Genomic DNA, 17,629 nt, shown 5'->3' with positions numbered 1-17,629 from the left:
CAGTGGGGGCACCCATGAGCCAGTCGCTGCGCACCATTTTCCCCGACCCGGTGGCCGACACAGCCCAGACGGGAGCGGATCGGGCCAGAGCAGATCAGGGCAAAGTGGATCAGGCCGGTGCCAACAAGGCCGGTGCCAACCAAACGGGGGCGCGGCCTCTCACGGGGTTTGAAATCCTCAGTGGCCGTACCACGCTGCACGGCTGGTCGCAACAGATGTTGGCCCCGCTGTACGAGGCCCCTCTGCACAACGCGACGTTGCAGACTCCACCTTTTCCCCAGCCTGCTGCGCCGCCCGTATCAATGACCTCGGAAGTGGGGCCTGCGCCCGCGCCGGGGGCACTGCCAGACCGCCTGCGCGAGGTGGATCTGAAGCTGGCCCCGGAACGGGAGTTGGCCGTCGATGCCCTAGAAATCGCCGCCTACCTGGAGGCCGACGGCCTGAGCGACGAATCGCTGCGTGGGCGCTACAACGCGGGGGGACTGTTTCAGGCCGCCGAACTGCTGTTTGCTCAGCGGGGGTCGGGCCGCGCCCTGAACCGGTTGCCCAGCGCTCCACTGCCCGATTTTCCGTGGCACATGTTGCTGCGTGGCCCGCTGTACTTGCTCCCCGGCTTAGCCGGTCTGATGATCACAGGCCCGCTGGGGCAGGGTGCATCCGCCGCGTTTACCTTTGCTGCCGCGTTTGGCTGGGGCTGGTCTATGACCATTGCTGGCCTGCGCTACAGCGAACCGTTTGCCGTGCCGGGCCGGGCCATGCGTGCGGCGCTGTGGCTGGCCGGGCTGATGGGCACGCTGGGCGGAGCCGTGACTGCCGTGCTGCTGGCTGGGCCAGATCAGGCCGTTCTGGGTGCCCTCAGCGGCGGCGTGGTGGCGCTGGCAACGGCGTCGGCGGGTATTTTGCTGGCACTGGGCCGGATCACGTTGTCTGCGGGGGCATTTGCGGTGCCGCTGCTGGCCGCGACCATAGTGCAGGCCAGTGTGTTGCCAGTGATGGAGTCGATGATCACCTCGGGTTCCGAAGTGGCCAGTTCGGTGGCTGCTTCCACTCTGGTCAATGCCGATCTAGCCAGTGCCGATCTAGCCAGTGCCGAGTTGGCAACTTCAGAAGTAGCGAGATCGGTGGTCGGGGCAGGGATGGTCGGTGCAGCGGCGTCTCCTTCACTGGTGCTGCCCCTGATTGCGCTGGCCCTCCTGGCCGTTCTTCCGGTGCTGGCCGTCCTGAGGGCCACCCGCGCTCCCGGCGAATTGCCCACCACATGGGCCGTCTTCAAACCGCATTTGCGCCTAGCCATCTACGGTTGGGCCATGGCCCTCACCTTCGTGGCCTTCAGTGCCCAGGTTGGCGCGTGGCCGCTGCTGCCCATCATCGTCAGTGCTGGACTGTTGGAGGCAGGCGTATGGCACGCCCAAGAACGCTTGCAACATGCCGCCCGCAGTCTGCGCGATCTGTCCGACCTGCGCTGGCGTGGGCGCGTGACGGTGCCAGCCGTGGCGCTGTTGTACGCGGCTGTGTTGGCACTGGCTCTTTTGCTCGTCAAGGTCACGGGGGTCTTGCCCCAGTTCAGCGGAATTCCGCCCGGTGTTCAGGTGGCGGTGGCGTTGTTGGGAGCCGCCTTCTTGCTTAGCGCGTGGCTTGCCAATCAGCGGCAAGTGACTGCCCTGCTCGGACTCTGGAGCGTGGCCGCCGTTCTGACCTTCACTGCCCTGATCCCCTTGCCGCTCCTGTCCATTTCGCTCGTCCTCATTTTGATGCTCAGCGCCCTCAGCGCCCTCAACGATCCCCGGAGTTACCGATGACTACCCCCATGATGCCCAACCTGTCTGCCCCCGCTTCTGCCCACACTGGCTCTTCCCGCCCGGTGGTGGCTGTCACTGGCGCAGACGGCTTTATCGGCTCTCACCTCACCGAACAGTTGGTGCAGGCGGGCTACCACGTCAAGGCGATGGCTATTTACAACTCTCAGGGGTCGTATGGCTGGCTCGATACGGTTGGCCCCGACACCATGCAGCACGTCGAAGTCCAGCTGGGAGACGTGCGCGATTCCGGCAGCGTGCGGGCGCTGATGCAGGGTGCCCAAACCGTGTACCACCTCGCGGCCCTGATCGCTATTCCGTACTCTTACGTTGCGCCGCGTTCCTATGTGGAAACCAACATCACGGGCACGCTGAATGTGTTGGAAGCCGCCCGCGAACTCGGTACGGGCCGCGTCGTGCATACCAGCACCAGCGAGGTCTACGGCACAGCCCGCACCGTGCCCATCCACGAAACCCACCCCTTGCAGGGCCAGTCGCCGTACTCGGCCACCAAAATCGGGGCCGACAAGTTGGCCGAAAGCTACTTCCTCAGCTTTGGCCTACCTGTCGTCACGCTGCGGCCCTTCAATACCTACGGCCCGCGTCAGTCGGCCCGCGCCGTCATTCCCACCATCATCAGCCAGATCGCGGCGGGGCGGCGTGAAATCCGTTTGGGCGACCTGCGCCCTACCCGCGACTTCAATTTCGTGGCCGATACCGCCCGCGCTTTCCGTGCGGTGGGCGAAGCCGGGCCGGAAGTGCTGGGCCAGACCCTGAACGCCGGATCGGGCCAGGAAATCACCGTGGGGGACACCGTGCGCCTGATTGCCCGCGTGATGGGGGCCGACGTGGAGGTCACCCAAGAAGACCAGCGTCTTCGTCCGGAAGGCAGCGAAGTGATGCGCCTCCTTGCTGACGCCAGCAGCCTGAGCGCGGTCACGGGGTGGCAGCCCAGCGTGTCCCTCGAAGAAGGGTTAGGCCGCACCGCGCAGTGGTTTACCGATCCGGCCAATCTCGCCCGCTACCGCGTGGATACCTACACCGTTTAGTCCCACCCCTCCACTCCACTGGTTCACTGCACCTCTTTCCGGACTCAGGATCGACCCGCACCGCTGATCTTTCCCTGTGTCCCGTGTTCCGACTGCTCTGTTCGGTCTGCCGCACCGTCTTCCCACCTTCTCTCCTGAGCTGTCACCGGAGGTTTTATGCACGCCATCATTCTTGCTGGAGGAAAAGGCACCCGCCTGCGCCCCTACACCACCCATATTCCCAAGCCACTTGTTCCCCTCGGCGACACCTATTCCATCTTGGAGGTCGTGCTGTACCAGTTGCGGCATCACGGCTTTTCCAGCGTCACGCTGGCCGTGGGGCACATGGGCCACCTGATTCGCGCCTTCGTGGGCGACGGCAGCCGCTACGACCTGCAGGTGGCGTACACCGACGAGGAAACACCGCTGGGCACCATTGGCCCGGTACTCACCGTGTTGGACGACCTCCCCGAACACTTTCTGGTCATGAACGGCGACATTCTGACCAATCTGGACTACAGCACTTTTCTGCGCCGCCATGCAGCGACCACCCGCCCCGTGACGGTGGCGACCTATCACCGCGAAATCAAAAGCGAATTCGGCGTGCTGGACGTTTCAGAGGACGGCACTACCATCGTGGCCTTCCGCGAGAAGCCTACGGTGCAGTTTCAGGTCAGCATGGGCGTGTACGCCATGACCCGTGAGGCCCTGCGCCGCTACACGCCCGGTCAGGCGCTAGGCTTCGACACCCTGATGCTGGATCTGTTGGGTGCAGGCGAGCAGCCCGGCAGCGACCTGTTCGGCGGCTACTGGTTGGATATTGGCCGTCCTGAGGACTACGACACCGCCAACACGCAGTGGGCGACGATGGCCCCCATCCTGCTGCCGCATCTGGCCCTGACTGCCGACGCACTCGCCCAGCCCAGCGCTGCCGACTGAGGCCCTGAGATGACTCAATTTTTAGCTCCAATCTTGCTGCTCGGCGCTTCCGGCTTTCTAGGCCGCCACATTCACGCGGCCCTACTGAGCGCGGGCTACGAGGTGCGTGGGCCGGATTTCGACTTGTCGGTGCTGCCTCCATCGGGCTGGGACACCCTGATGGAAGGGGTCGGAGCGGTGGTGAACGCCGCTGGGCGCACCACCGGGCCACTGACCGAACTGACCAAAGCCAATGTGATGCTGCCTGCCCACGCGCTGGACGCGGCCCAGCGTGCCGGACTGCGGCTGCTTCATCTGTCGTCGGCGGCGGAATATGGCCGCACCGCTGAGGGCTACGCTGCCGGGGAATGCGATCCGGCGCGGCCCTTGTCGGCCTACGGAGCCAGCAAACTGGCCGCCACCGTGATGATCGAGGAAGCGGCCCGTGGAGGGCGCGTGAACGCCCTGGCCCTGCGGGTGACCAACCCGATTGGCGCGGGCATGGCCCCGACAGGCCTGCCCGGACGCGCCGCACAAGAACTCCGTGAGGCCGTGTGGGAGGGCCGCTCCAGCGTGCGCTTTGGCCCGCTCGGTGCCCAGCGCGACCTGATCGCCGCCCATGATGTGGCCCGCGCCGTGGTGCATCTGTTACCCGGTTCCCCCGGTGAAACACTGACAGGCGTGGTGAATGTCGGCAGCGGCGAGGCGGTGCCCGTTCGGCAGATCGTACAAACGTTGGCCGAGCTGCTGGGCTATGAGGGAGAAGTGCAGGAGGACGCTCCCGGAAGTCCCCGCAGCGGCGACGTGCCGTACCAACGGGCCGATATTACCCGCCTGAACCGCAGCGGTTTTGTGGCCGAATGGAACCTTGGGCACGCCCTCAACGCCCTCCTGTACCCAGATTCAATTCCGACTCCTAGGACATTGCTGATATGACCCCTCAACCTGCCAACTCTGTGCCCCGCTCTCTCAAACGCCTCTTGCCCCTGCTGACCCTGAGTCTGGTTTTGGCGGCCTGCTCTCAGCCCTCCAGCATGCCCCTCAACCAGTCGGTCTCTGGCGACCCCAGCGCCTCTGCGCCCCAAGATCACGACGATCACGATGCTTCTCGCCATGCCAGTGAAAAGGGTCACATTCACGAGATTCATGCCGCGCTGCCGGGCGTGCCCCGTTCCGAATTGCCCACCAATGCAAAATTAGCTCCGGGCACCCTGACCGTGCCGCAGGGAACGCGCCTGAGTGCCCAGGCCCTGCCCAGCAACACGCAGACCAACAAAGTGGCCCTGAAAGTGCTGATTCTGAGCAGCGGCCCCACTGATTTCGGACTCAATTCGGCCAAGTCCATGCTGAGCCAGTCTGGTGTGCCGTTTGATGTGCTGGACGCCACCACCACGCCCCTGACGACACAGTCCCTCATCGCCAGCGACGGCGTGGGCAAGTATCAGGGCATCATCCTCACCGACGCCGCACTGACTTTTCAGAGCAGCCCCAACTTTTATTCCAGTGCGCTCGATACCAGCGAGTGGGCCACGTTGTTTGAATACGAAAAGGCTTACAAGGTGCGGCAACTCGCCCTGTACGGCGCACCGACCACCGTACCCGAAGATTACGGCCTGCGGATCGTGCCCGGCACCGAGTTCGCCACCGGAAACCTGAACGTGACGGCGGCAGGGAAGACAGCCTTCAAAGACCTGACCGGAAACGCTCTTCCGCTGCGCAATGCCTATACCTACGCCACCCAACTCGAAGCTGTGACCGGCGTGGTCACTCAGCCCCTGCTGACCGATGATGCAGGCCGAATCGTCGCGGCGACAAGCGCCACCGACGGCCGCGAGCGCCTGATCCTGACGAGCGCCCAAAATCCAGCGCTTCTTCACACCCAAATTTTGGGTTATGGCTTGGTGCAGTGGCTCACTAAAGGCGTGCATTTAGGCGAGCACCGCCGATTCCTACAGGTCGATATCGACGATTGGTTTGTGAATGGCAGCGTCTTCGACCCGGCGACGGGCGGCCTGCGCTCCGAACCCTTCCGTCTCTCGGCCAGCGACGCTCTGGGGGCCAGAGATCAGCAGCGGGCGATCGACAGGGCTTACAACGTCGTCAACAACTTTGAGTACGCCGTCATGTTCAATGGACGGGGCGCGGTTCCGTCCAGCCCAGCGACCTGTGTCCCCCAACTGTACGGCGATCAGATCAAGGATGCCCTGAGCAGTGTGTCGCGCTGCATGGCCTACGACTTCGATTGGGTCAACCATACCCGCGATCATTGGCGTATGGACGTGATGGATTTGCCCACCTCCACGGCGGCTATCGTAAGTAATTTTACAATCGGCACGCAGTTGGGTCTGCAACTGAGCCGCAAGAGCCTCGTCACAGGCGAACACAGTGGTCTGGGGTATATGGATCCCACCGACAACGGCAACAACAACGACGGCGGATTCTTGCAGCCCAAGCAGGATTTGGGGCTGGGGCGCAGCAACCCCAACCTGATTACGGCAGCGGTCAACAGCGGCGTGCGTTATCTGGCCTCTAACCGCAGCATCGCCAGCCAGTGGGACGCGAGTTGCCCCAGTTGCGGCGTTCCTCACCCCATGAACCCCAACCTGCTGCTCATTCCGCGTTACCCCAACAGCCTCGGCTACCATGTCACCACGCCGGAAGAAGCCACGACCTCCTACAACAACCTGTATGCACCGGGCGGCGCGGCGGCCTACTGGGATCACGCCTTCGATTACGCCGAACTGCTGGACGTAGACAGCACGCAGGGCGTGGGGCACCTGTTTGATGGAACGGCTTGGCCCACCTATATGCACCAGACCAACCTGCGCCAGTACGCCCCCGGCAAGAGTTTGGCGAGCGACTGGGTGAACGCTGTCGTGGAAAAATACGCCCGCTATTCCACGCTGCCCCTGAACACCCTGCGGTGGGACGCGCTGGGGGCCTATGTGGAGCGCCACACCCGCGAACAGAAAGCCTTGGCAGCCAACGCTTACACGGCCATTTGGAACCGTACCTTCAACACCGTGAGGATTACTCCTGCTGGCGCGCCCGTTCCATTTACCCTGACTGGCCTGTGGGGCGGCAAAGTCTACGGCGCGTATGAGGCTTACCCTCTGACCATTAACTCCGTAGTGGACATCGTCGTCAGAACCCGCTGAGCCGCACCGGTTAAGCTGAAACTCTGATTCCCACCTCTCCCTTTCTCCCTCGCCGCGCCCTGAGCATGTGCCCCCTCAGCGTGTACTACGGCCCCGCCACCCGGCAGGCTGTCAGCACGCTGGGGGGCTTTGACGTGGTGGTGCTGCATCCTACGCTGTACGCCCCTGCCGACTTGCAGGCCTTACGGGCGGGCGGAACCCGCGTGCTGGGCTACCTGAGTGTGGGGGAAGATCACGCTTTCGGAGACGTGGCGTGTGTGCCCGGCAGCGCCCCGTACCACTGCGGCGTGAATGCAGAGTGGGGCAGCGTGGTGGTCGACGCAGGCCATCCGGCTTGGCGCGAAGTGGTGCTGATGCGTGCAGAACAGGTGCTAGAACATACCGACGGCCTGTTGCTGGATACGCTGGACAGTGCCGACCCCGCCGCCACGCTGGAGTTGGTGAGGGCGTTGCGGGCTGCTGCTCCCCAAGCCACGCTGATGGCGAACCGGGGCTTCGGCCTGCTGCCGGGGCTGACCCCACTCGTTCAGTCCGTCTTGTTCGAGGCCTTCAGTACCACGCATTCGCCCCGGCTGGCGGCCCACGACCGGGAAGGGCTGGCGTATACGGCCCACTGGCTGGCTGTTCTCCGGGCCGCTGGCCTGCCCGTGTTTGCTCTGGACTACGCCGCCAAGCCCAAACTGATCGCCTTTGCCCGCGCCCGCGCCGCGCAGTACGCTGTGCCTACCTTCGTCACCAACCGTGACCTGACCCTGCCCGGAGGTTTATGATTCCCTTTGCTTCCACCCTCTGGCCCGCGCTGCTGCTGTACTCGCTGTCCGGTTCCTCTCCGGGGCCTTCCTCTGTACGGCCATCCTTTGTATGGCAGAGCCAAGCGGCGGCTTCTGCGACCCTGTCTCGCCACCAGAAACTCATGGCCGTGACCACTTGGGGCATTCAACTCACCGGCTACGGCCAGAAGCGCCTGACCAATGTCGTTCAGGGCGAATTTGATCTGGTGGTTATCGATCCCACCGACGACAACGCCGTGCCGTGGACAAAAAGTGAAGTCTCGCGGGCCTCACAGGGCACATCAGCACAGGGCAAACTCTTGATCGCTTACCTGAGCATGGGGGCCGCCGAAAGTTACCGCCCGTACTGGAAACCCGGCTGGCGCGTGGGCAACCCGGCGTGGCTGCTGCAAGAAGACCCGGATTGGCCCGGCAACTACGACGTAGCCTACTGGAACGCCGATTGGCAGCGCATCGCCCTCGCGCAGCTTGACCGGGCCATAGACGCCGGATTTCACGGCACCTATATGGACTTGATCGACGCTTACCAGCGCAATCCGGGGCGTGTCACCGCCCGCGCCGACATGGTGACTTGGGTGTGCCGGATCGCTGCCCATGCCCGCGCCCGCGATCCCGAATTTCTGATCATTCCTCAAAACGCCGCCGACCTGCTGAAAGACCCGCGCTACGCCGCCTGCGTGGACGCCACCGGGCAGGAAGAAACCTTCGTGTACGCCACAGACCGCCCCACCGAATCACAGCGGAAGCGGACGCAACTGGCCGACTACCACCTCTGGAAGAAGGCTGGAAAGCCGGTGCTGACGCTGGATTATGCCAACAAGCCCGCGTTGATTTCCAGCATTTATGCCAAAGCGCGGCAGGCAGGTCTGGTGCCGTATGTGACGACTGTGGCGCTCAATACGCTGCCGCCCTCCCGCTGAGTCTGACCGCTGGCTGTTCTCACTCTGGCCGCGCCCCCACCCAATTCACCCGCTGCACTCACATTCGGTTGGTACGGTGCAGCCCATGAAGGTTTCCCGCATGTTGCTGGCTTCGGCCCTGGTTTCGCTTCTTCCGTTGGCGGGCGCACAAACCCTGATCAAGTTCAGCGATCCCAAATTGCCGTTTTCGTTTAGTTACCCGCAGGGCTGGGTGGGCATCGACTTTAAAGACGACACCAACGGCGTGAGCCTGCTGTCGGCCAAGACCAAACCCGCATCGCTGGTGCGCCTGCTGTTTGCCAGCAAGGCCGGGCGGGCCGTGAACCTCGCCACCGAATACCAGAACTTCGAGTCGGGCGTGAAGACCAGTGGAGCCACCCTGAAACTGCTGAGCAGCAAGGCCGCGAGCTACGGCGGCGTGACCGGGCAGGAGCGCGAATACACCCTGACCATCAAGGAAGGCCAACTGCGCCTGCGCGTGTGGTACGGCAACGGAGCCAAGAATATCTATTCCTTCCAACTCACCGATACGCCTGCTCGGTATGCAGCGGCCAGCGCGACGTTCAGCAAGATCCTGAACAGTGTGCGGTTCTGATAGTGCAGGGGGCGTCTAAGGCTTTAGGCAGCGCCAGCAATCCTCCCTAAAGGGGGTGCCTGCCCCCAGCCGGTGTACGGTAAGCCATGCGGCGACTTTTTTTTCCGGCCTTGATCCTCTTGGCCTCTACTGCGTGGGCAGGCAACCGGCTAGACATCGTTCGGGTGGCGTTCTCGCCGTCCAGCCACCGGGTTGTCGCCGTCACCTCCGGCGAACTGGACGGCAGCGGCTTCGGCGCGGCGCAGATCGACGTGCTGAATACGTCTAGCGGGGCCACCGTCTACACCGTTCAAAAAGACGTTGAAGAAGCGACGGCCCCCGCCGTGTTGGCGCAAGTGCTGACCTCTGCGCCTGTGGTCAATATTTTTGCCCAATCGGGACTGAATCCGGGGGTGACGTCCGTTCCGCGTTACCGCCGCGTGTACTCCACCGGATATGCTTCGTGGTCAGACGGCATCGGGGCGGGGCAGCGCCGCACTACCTCTGTTTCACTCTGGACGGCGGGCGTTTTCGCACCCATCAAGCTCGATGTGTTTCGCCTGCCGTCCAAGTGCCCGCAGGAGTACTTCAACCCCGGCGATGTCGCGTCCGGCTTTCGCCTGAGCGTGCGGGGGCGCGTGGTGTATCAGGATAAGGTCTTGCCTGCTGCCCGCTCCTGCGCCGCCCGCTACAGTCTGGAACGGGTGGATGTGCGGGGCAACCGCGCCCTATTCACGCTACGGGCCTACGGCATCGGCTTTGAGGGCCCAGACGCCGATCCCGTATTTGTGGCCGTCACGCTGAAATAGCGGCGGAGAAGTGGGGCTAAACCAGCCCCGCCACGCCCTGCATCACCCGGCGCACGGCGTCCAATTCATCTTTGTTGATGGAATGCCCCAGCCCCGGATACACGCGGGCGTCTACGGCGGCCCCGCGTGCCCGCAGGTGATCGGCGCTGGCCTGAAAGCGGCTGAGCGGAATGTGGGCATCGTCGGGCGCGACGCCCATAAACACGGGTGTGCCGCCCAGATCGCCCCCCTGATCCAGCGTGATCAGGCCGCCGCTGAGGGCCACCACGCCGCCCAAGCGCCTGCCCTGCGCGGCGGCGCGGCTGGCATATTCCAACGCCAAGCACGCGCCCTGAGAAAAGCCGCCCAGTACCACGTTCTCTGGCCCGATTCCCTGTTCCCCCAGCGCGTCTATCACCGCGCCCACCGCCCCCAATGCCCGGTCTAAGTGCGGCTGGTTCTGCGCCACCGGAGCCAAAAACGACTGCGGATACCACGTGTTCCCCTCGGCTTGCGGGGCAAGGTAGGCAAAGGCGCTGAGGTTCAGATCGTCAGACAGGCTCAGGATGTCGGCTGCCGTGCCGCCGCGCCCGTGCAGCAGCACCATCGCCACCCGCGCCTCGGCCAAGGGGCGGCCCGCTGCATACACTTGCACACCGCCCGCTTCCTCAAGATCGTCTGGCGCTGCGTCCTGCGCGGCACTCAGGTCGCGGTTGCCGATGGTCACCCCGTATTCGCGGCTCACGATTTTGGGCGCGTTGGCTTCTATGGCGGGGCGCTGGGCCTCGTACCACGCGGGCAGTTTCAGGTGCTTGCCCAGTTCCTCTACCGCTTCGTCGTCGGGAAAACCGGGGGCGTCGGTGGCAATCTCGAACAGGACGCCATTGGGCTCCCGGAAATAGATGGAATGAAAATACTGGCGGTCTTGTACAGGCGTGGGCCGGAAGCCTGCCGCCGTCAGCGTTTGCAGGTAGGCCAACTGCTCGGCGTCGTTGCGGGTACGCAGGGCCACATGATGCACGCTGCCCGCCCCGAAGGTGCCGCGTGGCTGGCCGGGCCGCGCCACTACGTCTACATACAGGCCCACGCCGCTGCCACTGCCTCTAAAGCGGGTGCGCTGGCCTTCCGTCCCTTCCTCAGTGCTGTCCTCTCCAAACCCCAACTGCCCCACCAACAACGCCCGCACGGGCTGGGTGTCACCCACCCACGCCGTGACCGAATGAAAGCCGCGCAACTCGTGTTCGGCGGGTACGGGCGAAGCGGGCCAAGGTTGCACGGGTTGGCCATCGTCGAACACCAGTTCCACCCACGTGCCGTCCGGGTCTTCCAGCGTCAGCACGCGCTCGCCAAAGCGCAGGTCTTCTTTCAGAGCAAAGCCGTGCGCGGTCAGCCGCTCGCGCCAGTAGGCTTCCGATGCACGCGGGGCGCTGTAGGCCGTTGCCACCACTTCGCCATTCCCGCGCACACCCTTTTTGGCGGCGGGCCAGGGGAAATGGGTCATGATCGTGCCGGGTTGCCCGGTGTGATCGCCGTAATACAAATGGTAAGTGCCGGGATCGTCAAAGTTCACCGTCACCTTCACCAGCCGTTGCCCCAGCGTCTGCGAATAAAAATCGATGTTGCGCTGCGGGTCTTGCGCCATCACCGTGACGTGGTGAAGGCCCTGCACAGGAGAAGTGTCCGGCGTGGAAGGGGAGAGGGTCATGTCACTAGAGTAACTTAACATTGAACGATTTTAAAGCGGGTCTGAGCGGGGCGTTTCAGTTGCCTCAACAAATGCTGAAGCACTTGTCCAGAAGGGTGAGGGATCGGTATGGAGTTGCGGGGCAGATGTCTGCCCACTCGGTCACGACAATAGGGCCAGAGCCTCGGCGGGGCTATTCAATTCCTGCCGGGGCTGGGAGGAAGCCGTATGACCGACAACACTGGCCGCCGCGCCCTGCATCCGCTTGCTGCCCGCATCAATCACCTTGATCTGGAAATCGTGGGCTGGTTCGGACGGCACGGCATCACACTGCTGCGCCTGTCCATCGGCCTGATTTTCCTCTGGTTCGGCGTCCTGAAATTCTTCCCCGGCGTCAGCACCGCCGAGGGCTTGGCGACCCGTACCATCTCGGTGCTGACGTTTGGCGTTGTGCCTGCCAATGTCAGTTTGCCCGTGCTGGCCGCGTGGGAATGCCTGATCGGGCTGGGGCTGCTGTCGGGGCGTTTCCTGCGGGCCACCCTGTTCCTGCTGTTCGCGCAGATGGCCGGAACGTTCCTGCCGTTGCTGTTTTTCCCTGCCGAGACTTTTAAAATCTTTCCCTTCGTGCCTACGTTAGAGGGCCAGTACATCATCAAAAACTTCGTGATCATCTCGGCGGCGCTGGTCGTGGGGTCTACGGCACGCGGCGGACGTCTGATCACAGACCGCAAGGCCGCGCGGGTGGCCGAGGAAATTCAGGCGCACCGCTCGTAGATTGACGCTGGAAGGTGAACCCCCCCGTTGCTAGCGCAACGCCCCCCCTTAGAGGGGAGGACAAAGGCTCTTGCGCTCCCCTCTAAGGGGGGCTGGCTGCGAAGCAGACTGGGGGGTTCACCCTCCACCTCCAGCTCTCACCCCAGCCAGAAACCAGACCTTCCCACCCGCCTAATCCTCCGCGTTGGCCCGGATCGGTTCTGCCGCTCCCGCGCCACGCTTACGGGTCTTCTGCTGCGCTCCGTTTTCCTTCTCCGCCAAGCCCAATCCCAGCTTGCGCGTCAGGGCTGCCAGCTGAATCAGTTCCTCGGGCGTCAGGATGGTAAACAGGTCGTGAATCCCGCGCACATGCTGAGGCAGCACGCTGTCTATCAGGGCCTCCCCCTGCGGCGTCAGCGACACGTTGACCACGCGCCTGTCTACCGGATCGCGGTCACGGCGCACCAGCCCGTCGCGCTCCAGATTGTCAATGACCATCGTCAGGTTGCCGCTGGAACGCAGAATTTTGTCGGCCAGTTGGCGCTGGCTCAGGGGGCCGAGGTGATACAGCGCCTCGATGACTCCGAATTGGCTGATGGTGAGATCGTAGGCAGACAGGTGGCGGTTGGCCGTCACTTCAACGGCGTGTGCGGCGCGCCAGAGCTTGATGTACGCCTCCAGCGCCCGGCGCTCCTCGGGCGTTCCAGAGTAACGGGTGGGCATATAGGCGTCATCCTCGGGGTCAGCGGCCAGAAAATCAAGCCGGAATGTCCGGCGGTGCAGTTGGGGGGGAGCGGCTCGGTCTGACGTCAGGCCCGAAAAAAGAGGCTGGCAACGCCAAAACACAGCGCGGTCAGCCTCTTTTTGTGCCCACTCCAAACAAGCTCTATGCGGTTCGGCCTGCGCGGTATTCTTCTGTCGCCAGCCGGATACAGGTGGCGACGGCTTTCATGGCCGCGAAGACTTCGGCTTCTGGGGGGCGCGTGGGGGCCAAGCGGATATTGCGTCCGGTGGGGTCTTTGCCGCCCGGATAGGTGGCCCCGGCGGGCGTCAGGCTCACTCCGGCCATGTCGGCCAGTTGAACGACCCGCGCCGCCACAGGTTCAGTGGTATCGAGGCTGATGAAGTAGCCGCCCTTGGGCGTCGTCCACGTGGCGTATTCGCCCGACTCGCCCAATTCCTGCGCCAGCGTGGTGTATACGGCCTGAAACTTGGGCGCGATCAGGCGGGCGTGGTCACGCATCAAGCCTTCTAGACCGCCCTCGTACTGGGCCAAAAAGCGCACGTGACGGGCCTGCTCCAGCTTGTTGGGGCCGATGCTCTGGGCGTTCAGATACTTGGTGGCCCAAGCGATATTGTCTTCGCTGCTGCCCACGAAGCCGAGGCCGCCGCTGGCAAACGTGACCTTGCTGGTGCTGGCGAACACGAAGGCGCGGTCAGGAAATCCGGCGTCGCGGCACAGCGTCACAAAATTCACGGGTGCGTCTTGGTCGGTGTCCGAGAGGTGATGCACGCGGTAGGCATCGTCGGCAAAGATGGTGAAATCTGCCGCCGCCGCCTTGATTCCGGCCAGTCTCGCCGCCTTGGCCGCGCTGATGCTCTCGCCGCCCGGATTGGAATAAGTGGGCACGAACAGCACACCCTTCACGGAAGCGTCGCGGCCCGCGATCCGGGCGATGGCGTCCACGTCGGGGCCGTCGGGCTGCATGGCGACGGTCAGGAGTTCGAAGCCCAGCGTTTCCAGCAGCAAAAAGTGACGGTCATAGCCGGGCAGGGTCACGATCATCTTGGGCTTCTGGCTGTCCAGCAGCTTGACCCAGCCGCCCGTGCTGCCCCGGACGCCGTGCAGAAGGGCAAAGCTGAGCAGCAGGCCCTGCAATTCTAGGCTCGAGTTGTTCCAGACCAGTACGTTTTCGGCCTTGAGGTCTAAGTAGGCCGCAAACAGCGCCCGCGCACTGGGCAGGCCGTGAACGCCGCCCGGATAGTTGCGGAGGTCGAGGCCGTCCTGATGCGTGTCTGTTTCCCCCAACGCAGTCAGCAGGCCGTTGGAGAGGTCGAAATCGGCGTCGCTGGGCTGGCCGCGCTGCATGTTCAGTTTCAGCTTTTGCCCCTGCAATTCTGCATAAGCCGCCTGCGCCGCCGCCAAGCCGGCTGGAATGATCGCGTCCGTTGTCATGCCCCCAGCGTAACGGTCTGGGCCGCCCGGTGCAGCGAGTTATGTAGGGCGGCCAGCAGAGCTGAAGGCCTATCTGCCATTTCCAATCCCACTTTTGTTAAAATTCTTACACCTTCGCACAGATGGCAGGCCTATGCTTCTTGCCGCGTTCCCCCGGGGGCATTTACACTCCATTTGTTCATTTCCGTTTCTGTCCGCTCATTTTCCACCGCGTTTCTTTCCGCTGCCCTGCGCCGACTCACCCAAACCGTCTGCGCCGCGCAACACCCCAACAGGAGAATTCCCAATGCAATACGTCGTTTCCCGTCCCCGCGTCGGTGTGTTCATCGATACCCAGAACCTGTACCACTCCGCCCGCGATCTGCTGGAGCGCACCGTCAACTTCGAAACGCTGATGCGCGTGAGTACCGACAACCGCGAACTCGTGCATGCCATCGCCTACACCGTGGAGCGTGAAAACGAGGCCACTGCCCGCCCCTTCATCTACAAATTGTCTACGCTGGGGTTCAAGGTGCGCCGCATGAACCTGACGCTGCACCACGTCACCGAGGGCGGCAAGGCTATTTATGAGGGCAACTGGGATATGGGCATCGTGGCCGATATGGTGCGCCTGTGCGATCACCTCGACATCGTGGTGCTGGGCAGCGGCGACGGGGATTTCACCGACATCGTGGAAGTGCTTCAGGAGCGCGGCAAGCGGGTCGAAGTGATTTCTTTCCGCGAACATACGGCCCAAAAACTGATCGACGCCGCAGACCGCTTTATGCACCTGCCCGACATAGAGGGCGGCCTGATGCCTGCCCGCCACAAGCCCGCCCGCGCCGAAGAAGCGCCCGCGCTGGAGCCTTGATCCCCGTCCTCTGACATGCCCGATTCTCACTTGAACCCGGATGCGGTGCTGGCGCAGTTGGCCTTCATGCTGCCGCCGGAGCGCATCGCCCAATTGGGTGCAGAACCCCGCGACTCCTCCCGCCTGATGGTGGTGGGGAACGAAATAGCGCATCTGACCTTCCGCGACTTGCCCAGCCTGCTGCGTCCCGGCGATCTGCTGGTCTTCAACGAAAGCCGGGTCATTCCGGCCCGCGTGATGGCCCGCAAGCCCGTGCAGAACGGCTTCGGCGGCGGGCAGGTGGAAGTGATGCTGCTGCGAGAGGAATACGGTACTGACTTGGGGGCGCACCTCTGGTCTGCCTACCTGAAACCCGCCAAACGTGCTGGCCCCGAACTCCTGCTCGGCCCGCCCGACGCTCCCCACCGCGCCGAAATCGTGGGCCAACTGGACGACGGCGCACGCCTGTTGCGCTTCGAATACGACATCAAGCCGCACCTCGACACCATCGGGCGTTTGCCGCTGCCGCCCTACATCGACGCAGGCGACAACGACGAACGCTGGCGCGAACGCTACCAGACGGTGTATGCCTGCGAACCCGGCAGCGTGGCGGCTCCTACGGCGGGCCTGCATTTTACTCCCGAACTGCTGGCCGAGTTGGAAGCAATGGGCGTGCAGCGCACCGCCATCACCCTGCACGTGGGCGCGGGCACCTTCCGCCCCATCTCCGGCAGCGTGGCCGACCATGTGATGCACGCCGAACGCTATTCCATCAGCGCGGCGACGGCGGAGGCCATCAACACGGCTAGGGCAGAAGGCCGCCGCATCGTGGCTGTTGGCACAACCACCGTGCGGGCGCTGGAAAGTGCGGTGGACAGGGCAGGACAGGTGCAAGCGGGCGAGGGCGATACCCAGATTTTCATCACCCCCGGAACGCCCGTGCGCGTGCCCGATCTGCTGATTACCAACCTGCACCTCCCCGGAAGCACCTTGCTGCTGCTGGTGGCCGCCTTTGCGGGTGTAGATCGTATTCAAGCTGCTTACGCTGCCGCGCTGGAGGGCGATTACAGGTTCTATTCGTTGGGTGACGCGATGATTTTGGAGCGTGGTGAGCTGTAGGTGGATCGTAGAGATGTGAAATGAACCTCTAGGGGTGTTCCCAAACTTCAAGCTCAGAATCTTGACATTTCTGCCCACCCGCGCTGTTCCCACGATCCACCCACCACGATCTCTCTACACTCCCTTCTTCACCGTCACCCACGCTGTTTCCCGCACAAATCCCAGTCGCTCATTAATCCCCAGCATCGGCGCGTTGATGCTGTGATTCCCGGTGCGAACATGTGTAAATCCGCGTGCCAGTGCAGCGCGGGCCGAAGCCAGCTTAAGGGCGTAAGCGACGCCGTGACCGCGCCAGTGGGCCAGCACGCCAGTCAGCCCATTGCGGAGCGTGTGGGGATGCGCCGTGCTGACCAAATACAATTCATTCACGCCCACCCACTCGCCGTCCGGGCCTACCGCTACAAATAGACCTGCAGGGTCAATCTGATCCACGATCCGCAGTTGCCACGTTTCGAACGGCCACACCTTGACCGGAGACGTGCTGGGCACATCGCGCAGGAGGGCGGCGATCAGGGTATACAGCCGAAATTGCTGCGCTTCATCAAATGGCCCTAATTCGCTGAGGGGCCGAATCTGGATTCCGGCGGCGTGCGCTTTTTGCTCCTGCGCGGCAAAAGCGGCGAAGTCCAATTTGGTCAGGTCAAGCGTGCTGCTCCACAGCCGGTCATGCTCGCGGTAGCCGTGCGATTGAAGCAGCGGCAGTTCCCACCAGTCTTCCCGTGCACGGCTCAGCAGCGTGTGTGCGCCGCATTCGGCAGCCACCGCTTCGGCCCGTGCCAGCAGCACTTCTCCAAGCGCCGTATGTGTGGGCAAGGTACAGACGGAAATGCTCAGCCAGCCCGCGTGCGAGTCGCTCCGGGGCGTATCGACTTCATACAGGCCCACCCAGACGCCGTTTTCTTCTATCACCCCGCGCCTATGCACTTCGCTGGGCAAGTGGCCCCGCTCCAGCCGTTCCAGTTCGGCGGCGGTGATGGGGGCGTCGGGGTGGGCGGCGCTCAGCAAATCGGCCAAGCGATTCAGGTCTGTGGGCGTGTGCCAAGTCAGTTCGGGCGATAGGTCAACCATGCACCAGCACAGCACGGCCCGCGCCCC

16 protein-coding genes are annotated in these 17,629 nt (G+C 63.6%); 12 read left to right on the top strand and 4 right to left on the bottom strand.

The features are described from left to right. The first annotated feature begins 14 nt into the window (after positions 1-14). The 9 genes from SU48_RS07660 (at position 15) to SU48_RS07620 (ending at position 9,994) form a co-directional block, all read left to right on the top strand. Positions 15-1,799: a hypothetical protein gene (locus tag SU48_RS07660; RefSeq protein WP_231881562.1), complete on the top strand. Its 1,785-nt coding sequence runs from the start codon at positions 15-17 to the stop codon at positions 1,797-1,799. After that, on the top strand, positions 1,796-2,845 hold the full coding sequence (locus tag SU48_RS07655) for an NAD-dependent 4,6-dehydratase LegB (protein WP_269446942.1): 1,050 nt from the start codon (positions 1,796-1,798) through the stop codon (positions 2,843-2,845). The genes SU48_RS07660 and SU48_RS07655 overlap by 4 nt, the downstream gene beginning before the upstream one ends. A gap of 156 nt (positions 2,846-3,001) precedes the next feature. Beyond that, the gene (locus SU48_RS07650) at positions 3,002-3,763 is read left to right on the top strand and encodes a nucleotidyltransferase family protein (RefSeq protein WP_064014736.1); all 762 of its coding nucleotides are present in this window, start codon (positions 3,002-3,004) and stop codon (positions 3,761-3,763) included. 9 nt (positions 3,764-3,772) lie between these two features. After that, the gene (locus SU48_RS07645; RefSeq protein ID WP_064014735.1) at positions 3,773-4,678 is read left to right on the top strand and encodes an NAD-dependent epimerase/dehydratase family protein; all 906 of its coding nucleotides are present in this window, start codon (positions 3,773-3,775) and stop codon (positions 4,676-4,678) included. Continuing rightward, positions 4,675-6,900 carry an Agd3-related carbohydrate-binding protein gene (locus SU48_RS07640; protein ID WP_064014734.1) on the top strand — a complete coding sequence of 742 codons (2,226 nt, stop codon included), beginning with the start codon at positions 4,675-4,677 and terminating at the stop codon, positions 6,898-6,900. Before SU48_RS07645 ends, SU48_RS07640 begins: the two co-directional genes overlap by 4 nt. Positions 6,901-6,965: 65 nt before the next feature. After that, complete coding sequence (locus SU48_RS07635) at positions 6,966-7,670, top strand: endo alpha-1,4 polygalactosaminidase (protein ID WP_064014733.1); 705 nt, start codon at positions 6,966-6,968, stop codon at positions 7,668-7,670. Continuing rightward, positions 7,667-8,611: an MJ1477/TM1410 family putative glycoside hydrolase gene (locus SU48_RS07630; RefSeq protein WP_064014732.1), complete on the top strand. Its 945-nt coding sequence runs from the start codon at positions 7,667-7,669 to the stop codon at positions 8,609-8,611. Before SU48_RS07635 ends, SU48_RS07630 begins: the two co-directional genes overlap by 4 nt. 85 nt (positions 8,612-8,696) lie before the next feature. Continuing rightward, a complete protein-coding gene (locus SU48_RS07625) occupies positions 8,697-9,206 on the top strand; it encodes a PsbP-related protein (protein ID WP_064014731.1) in 510 nt (169 codons plus the stop codon). A gap of 86 nt (positions 9,207-9,292) precedes the next feature. Further along, complete coding sequence (locus SU48_RS07620; RefSeq protein ID WP_064014730.1) at positions 9,293-9,994, top strand: DUF2259 domain-containing protein; 702 nt, start codon at positions 9,293-9,295, stop codon at positions 9,992-9,994. A gap of 16 nt (positions 9,995-10,010) precedes the next feature. Here the strand turns inward: SU48_RS07620 and SU48_RS07615 are convergent, their stop codons facing one another. Next, a complete protein-coding gene (locus tag SU48_RS07615; protein WP_064014729.1) occupies positions 10,011-11,678 on the bottom strand; it encodes a VOC family protein in 1,668 nt (555 codons plus the stop codon). Positions 11,679-11,885: 207 nt separating this feature from the next. Between SU48_RS07615 and SU48_RS07610 the strand changes: the two genes are divergently transcribed. Next, complete coding sequence (locus SU48_RS07610; protein ID WP_064014728.1) at positions 11,886-12,431, top strand: DoxX family protein; 546 nt, start codon at positions 11,886-11,888, stop codon at positions 12,429-12,431. A 171-nt stretch (positions 12,432-12,602) separates the two neighbouring features. Here the strand turns inward: SU48_RS07610 and SU48_RS07605 are convergent, their stop codons facing one another. Both SU48_RS07605 and SU48_RS07600 read right to left on the bottom strand, forming a co-directional pair. Then, the gene (locus SU48_RS07605; protein ID WP_064015925.1) at positions 12,603-13,133 is read right to left on the bottom strand and encodes a MarR family winged helix-turn-helix transcriptional regulator; all 531 of its coding nucleotides are present in this window, start codon (positions 13,131-13,133) and stop codon (positions 12,603-12,605) included. 163 nt (positions 13,134-13,296) lie between these two features. Then, a complete protein-coding gene (locus tag SU48_RS07600; protein WP_064014727.1) occupies positions 13,297-14,586 on the bottom strand; it encodes a PLP-dependent aminotransferase family protein in 1,290 nt (429 codons plus the stop codon). Between the two features lie 286 nt (positions 14,587-14,872). Between SU48_RS07600 and SU48_RS07595 the strand changes: the two genes are divergently transcribed. Together SU48_RS07595 and queA are read left to right on the top strand one after the other, a co-directional pair. Then, positions 14,873-15,436 (top strand): LabA-like NYN domain-containing protein, encoded by a 564-nt coding sequence (locus SU48_RS07595; protein WP_064014726.1) that lies wholly within the window; start codon positions 14,873-14,875, stop codon positions 15,434-15,436. 15 nt (positions 15,437-15,451) lie between these two features. Then, positions 15,452-16,534, top strand: coding sequence for a tRNA preQ1(34) S-adenosylmethionine ribosyltransferase-isomerase QueA (queA, locus tag SU48_RS07590; protein WP_064014725.1), 1,083 nt, complete (start codon positions 15,452-15,454; stop codon positions 16,532-16,534). 114 nt (positions 16,535-16,648) lie between these two features. Here queA and SU48_RS07585 read toward each other — a convergent pair whose 3' ends face one another. Continuing rightward, entirely contained in the window at positions 16,649-17,602 is a 954-nt protein-coding gene (locus tag SU48_RS07585; protein ID WP_064015924.1) for a GNAT family N-acetyltransferase, read from the bottom strand. Between the last annotated feature and the right edge of the window lie 27 nt (positions 17,603-17,629).

It is taken from the genome of Deinococcus puniceus, from assembly GCF_001644565.1.
Taxonomy (GTDB): Bacteria; Deinococcota; Deinococci; order Deinococcales; family Deinococcaceae; genus Deinococcus; species Deinococcus puniceus.
The sequence above is the reverse complement of the archived record's forward strand: the minus strand, read 5'-3'. Positions and strand labels throughout refer to the sequence as shown.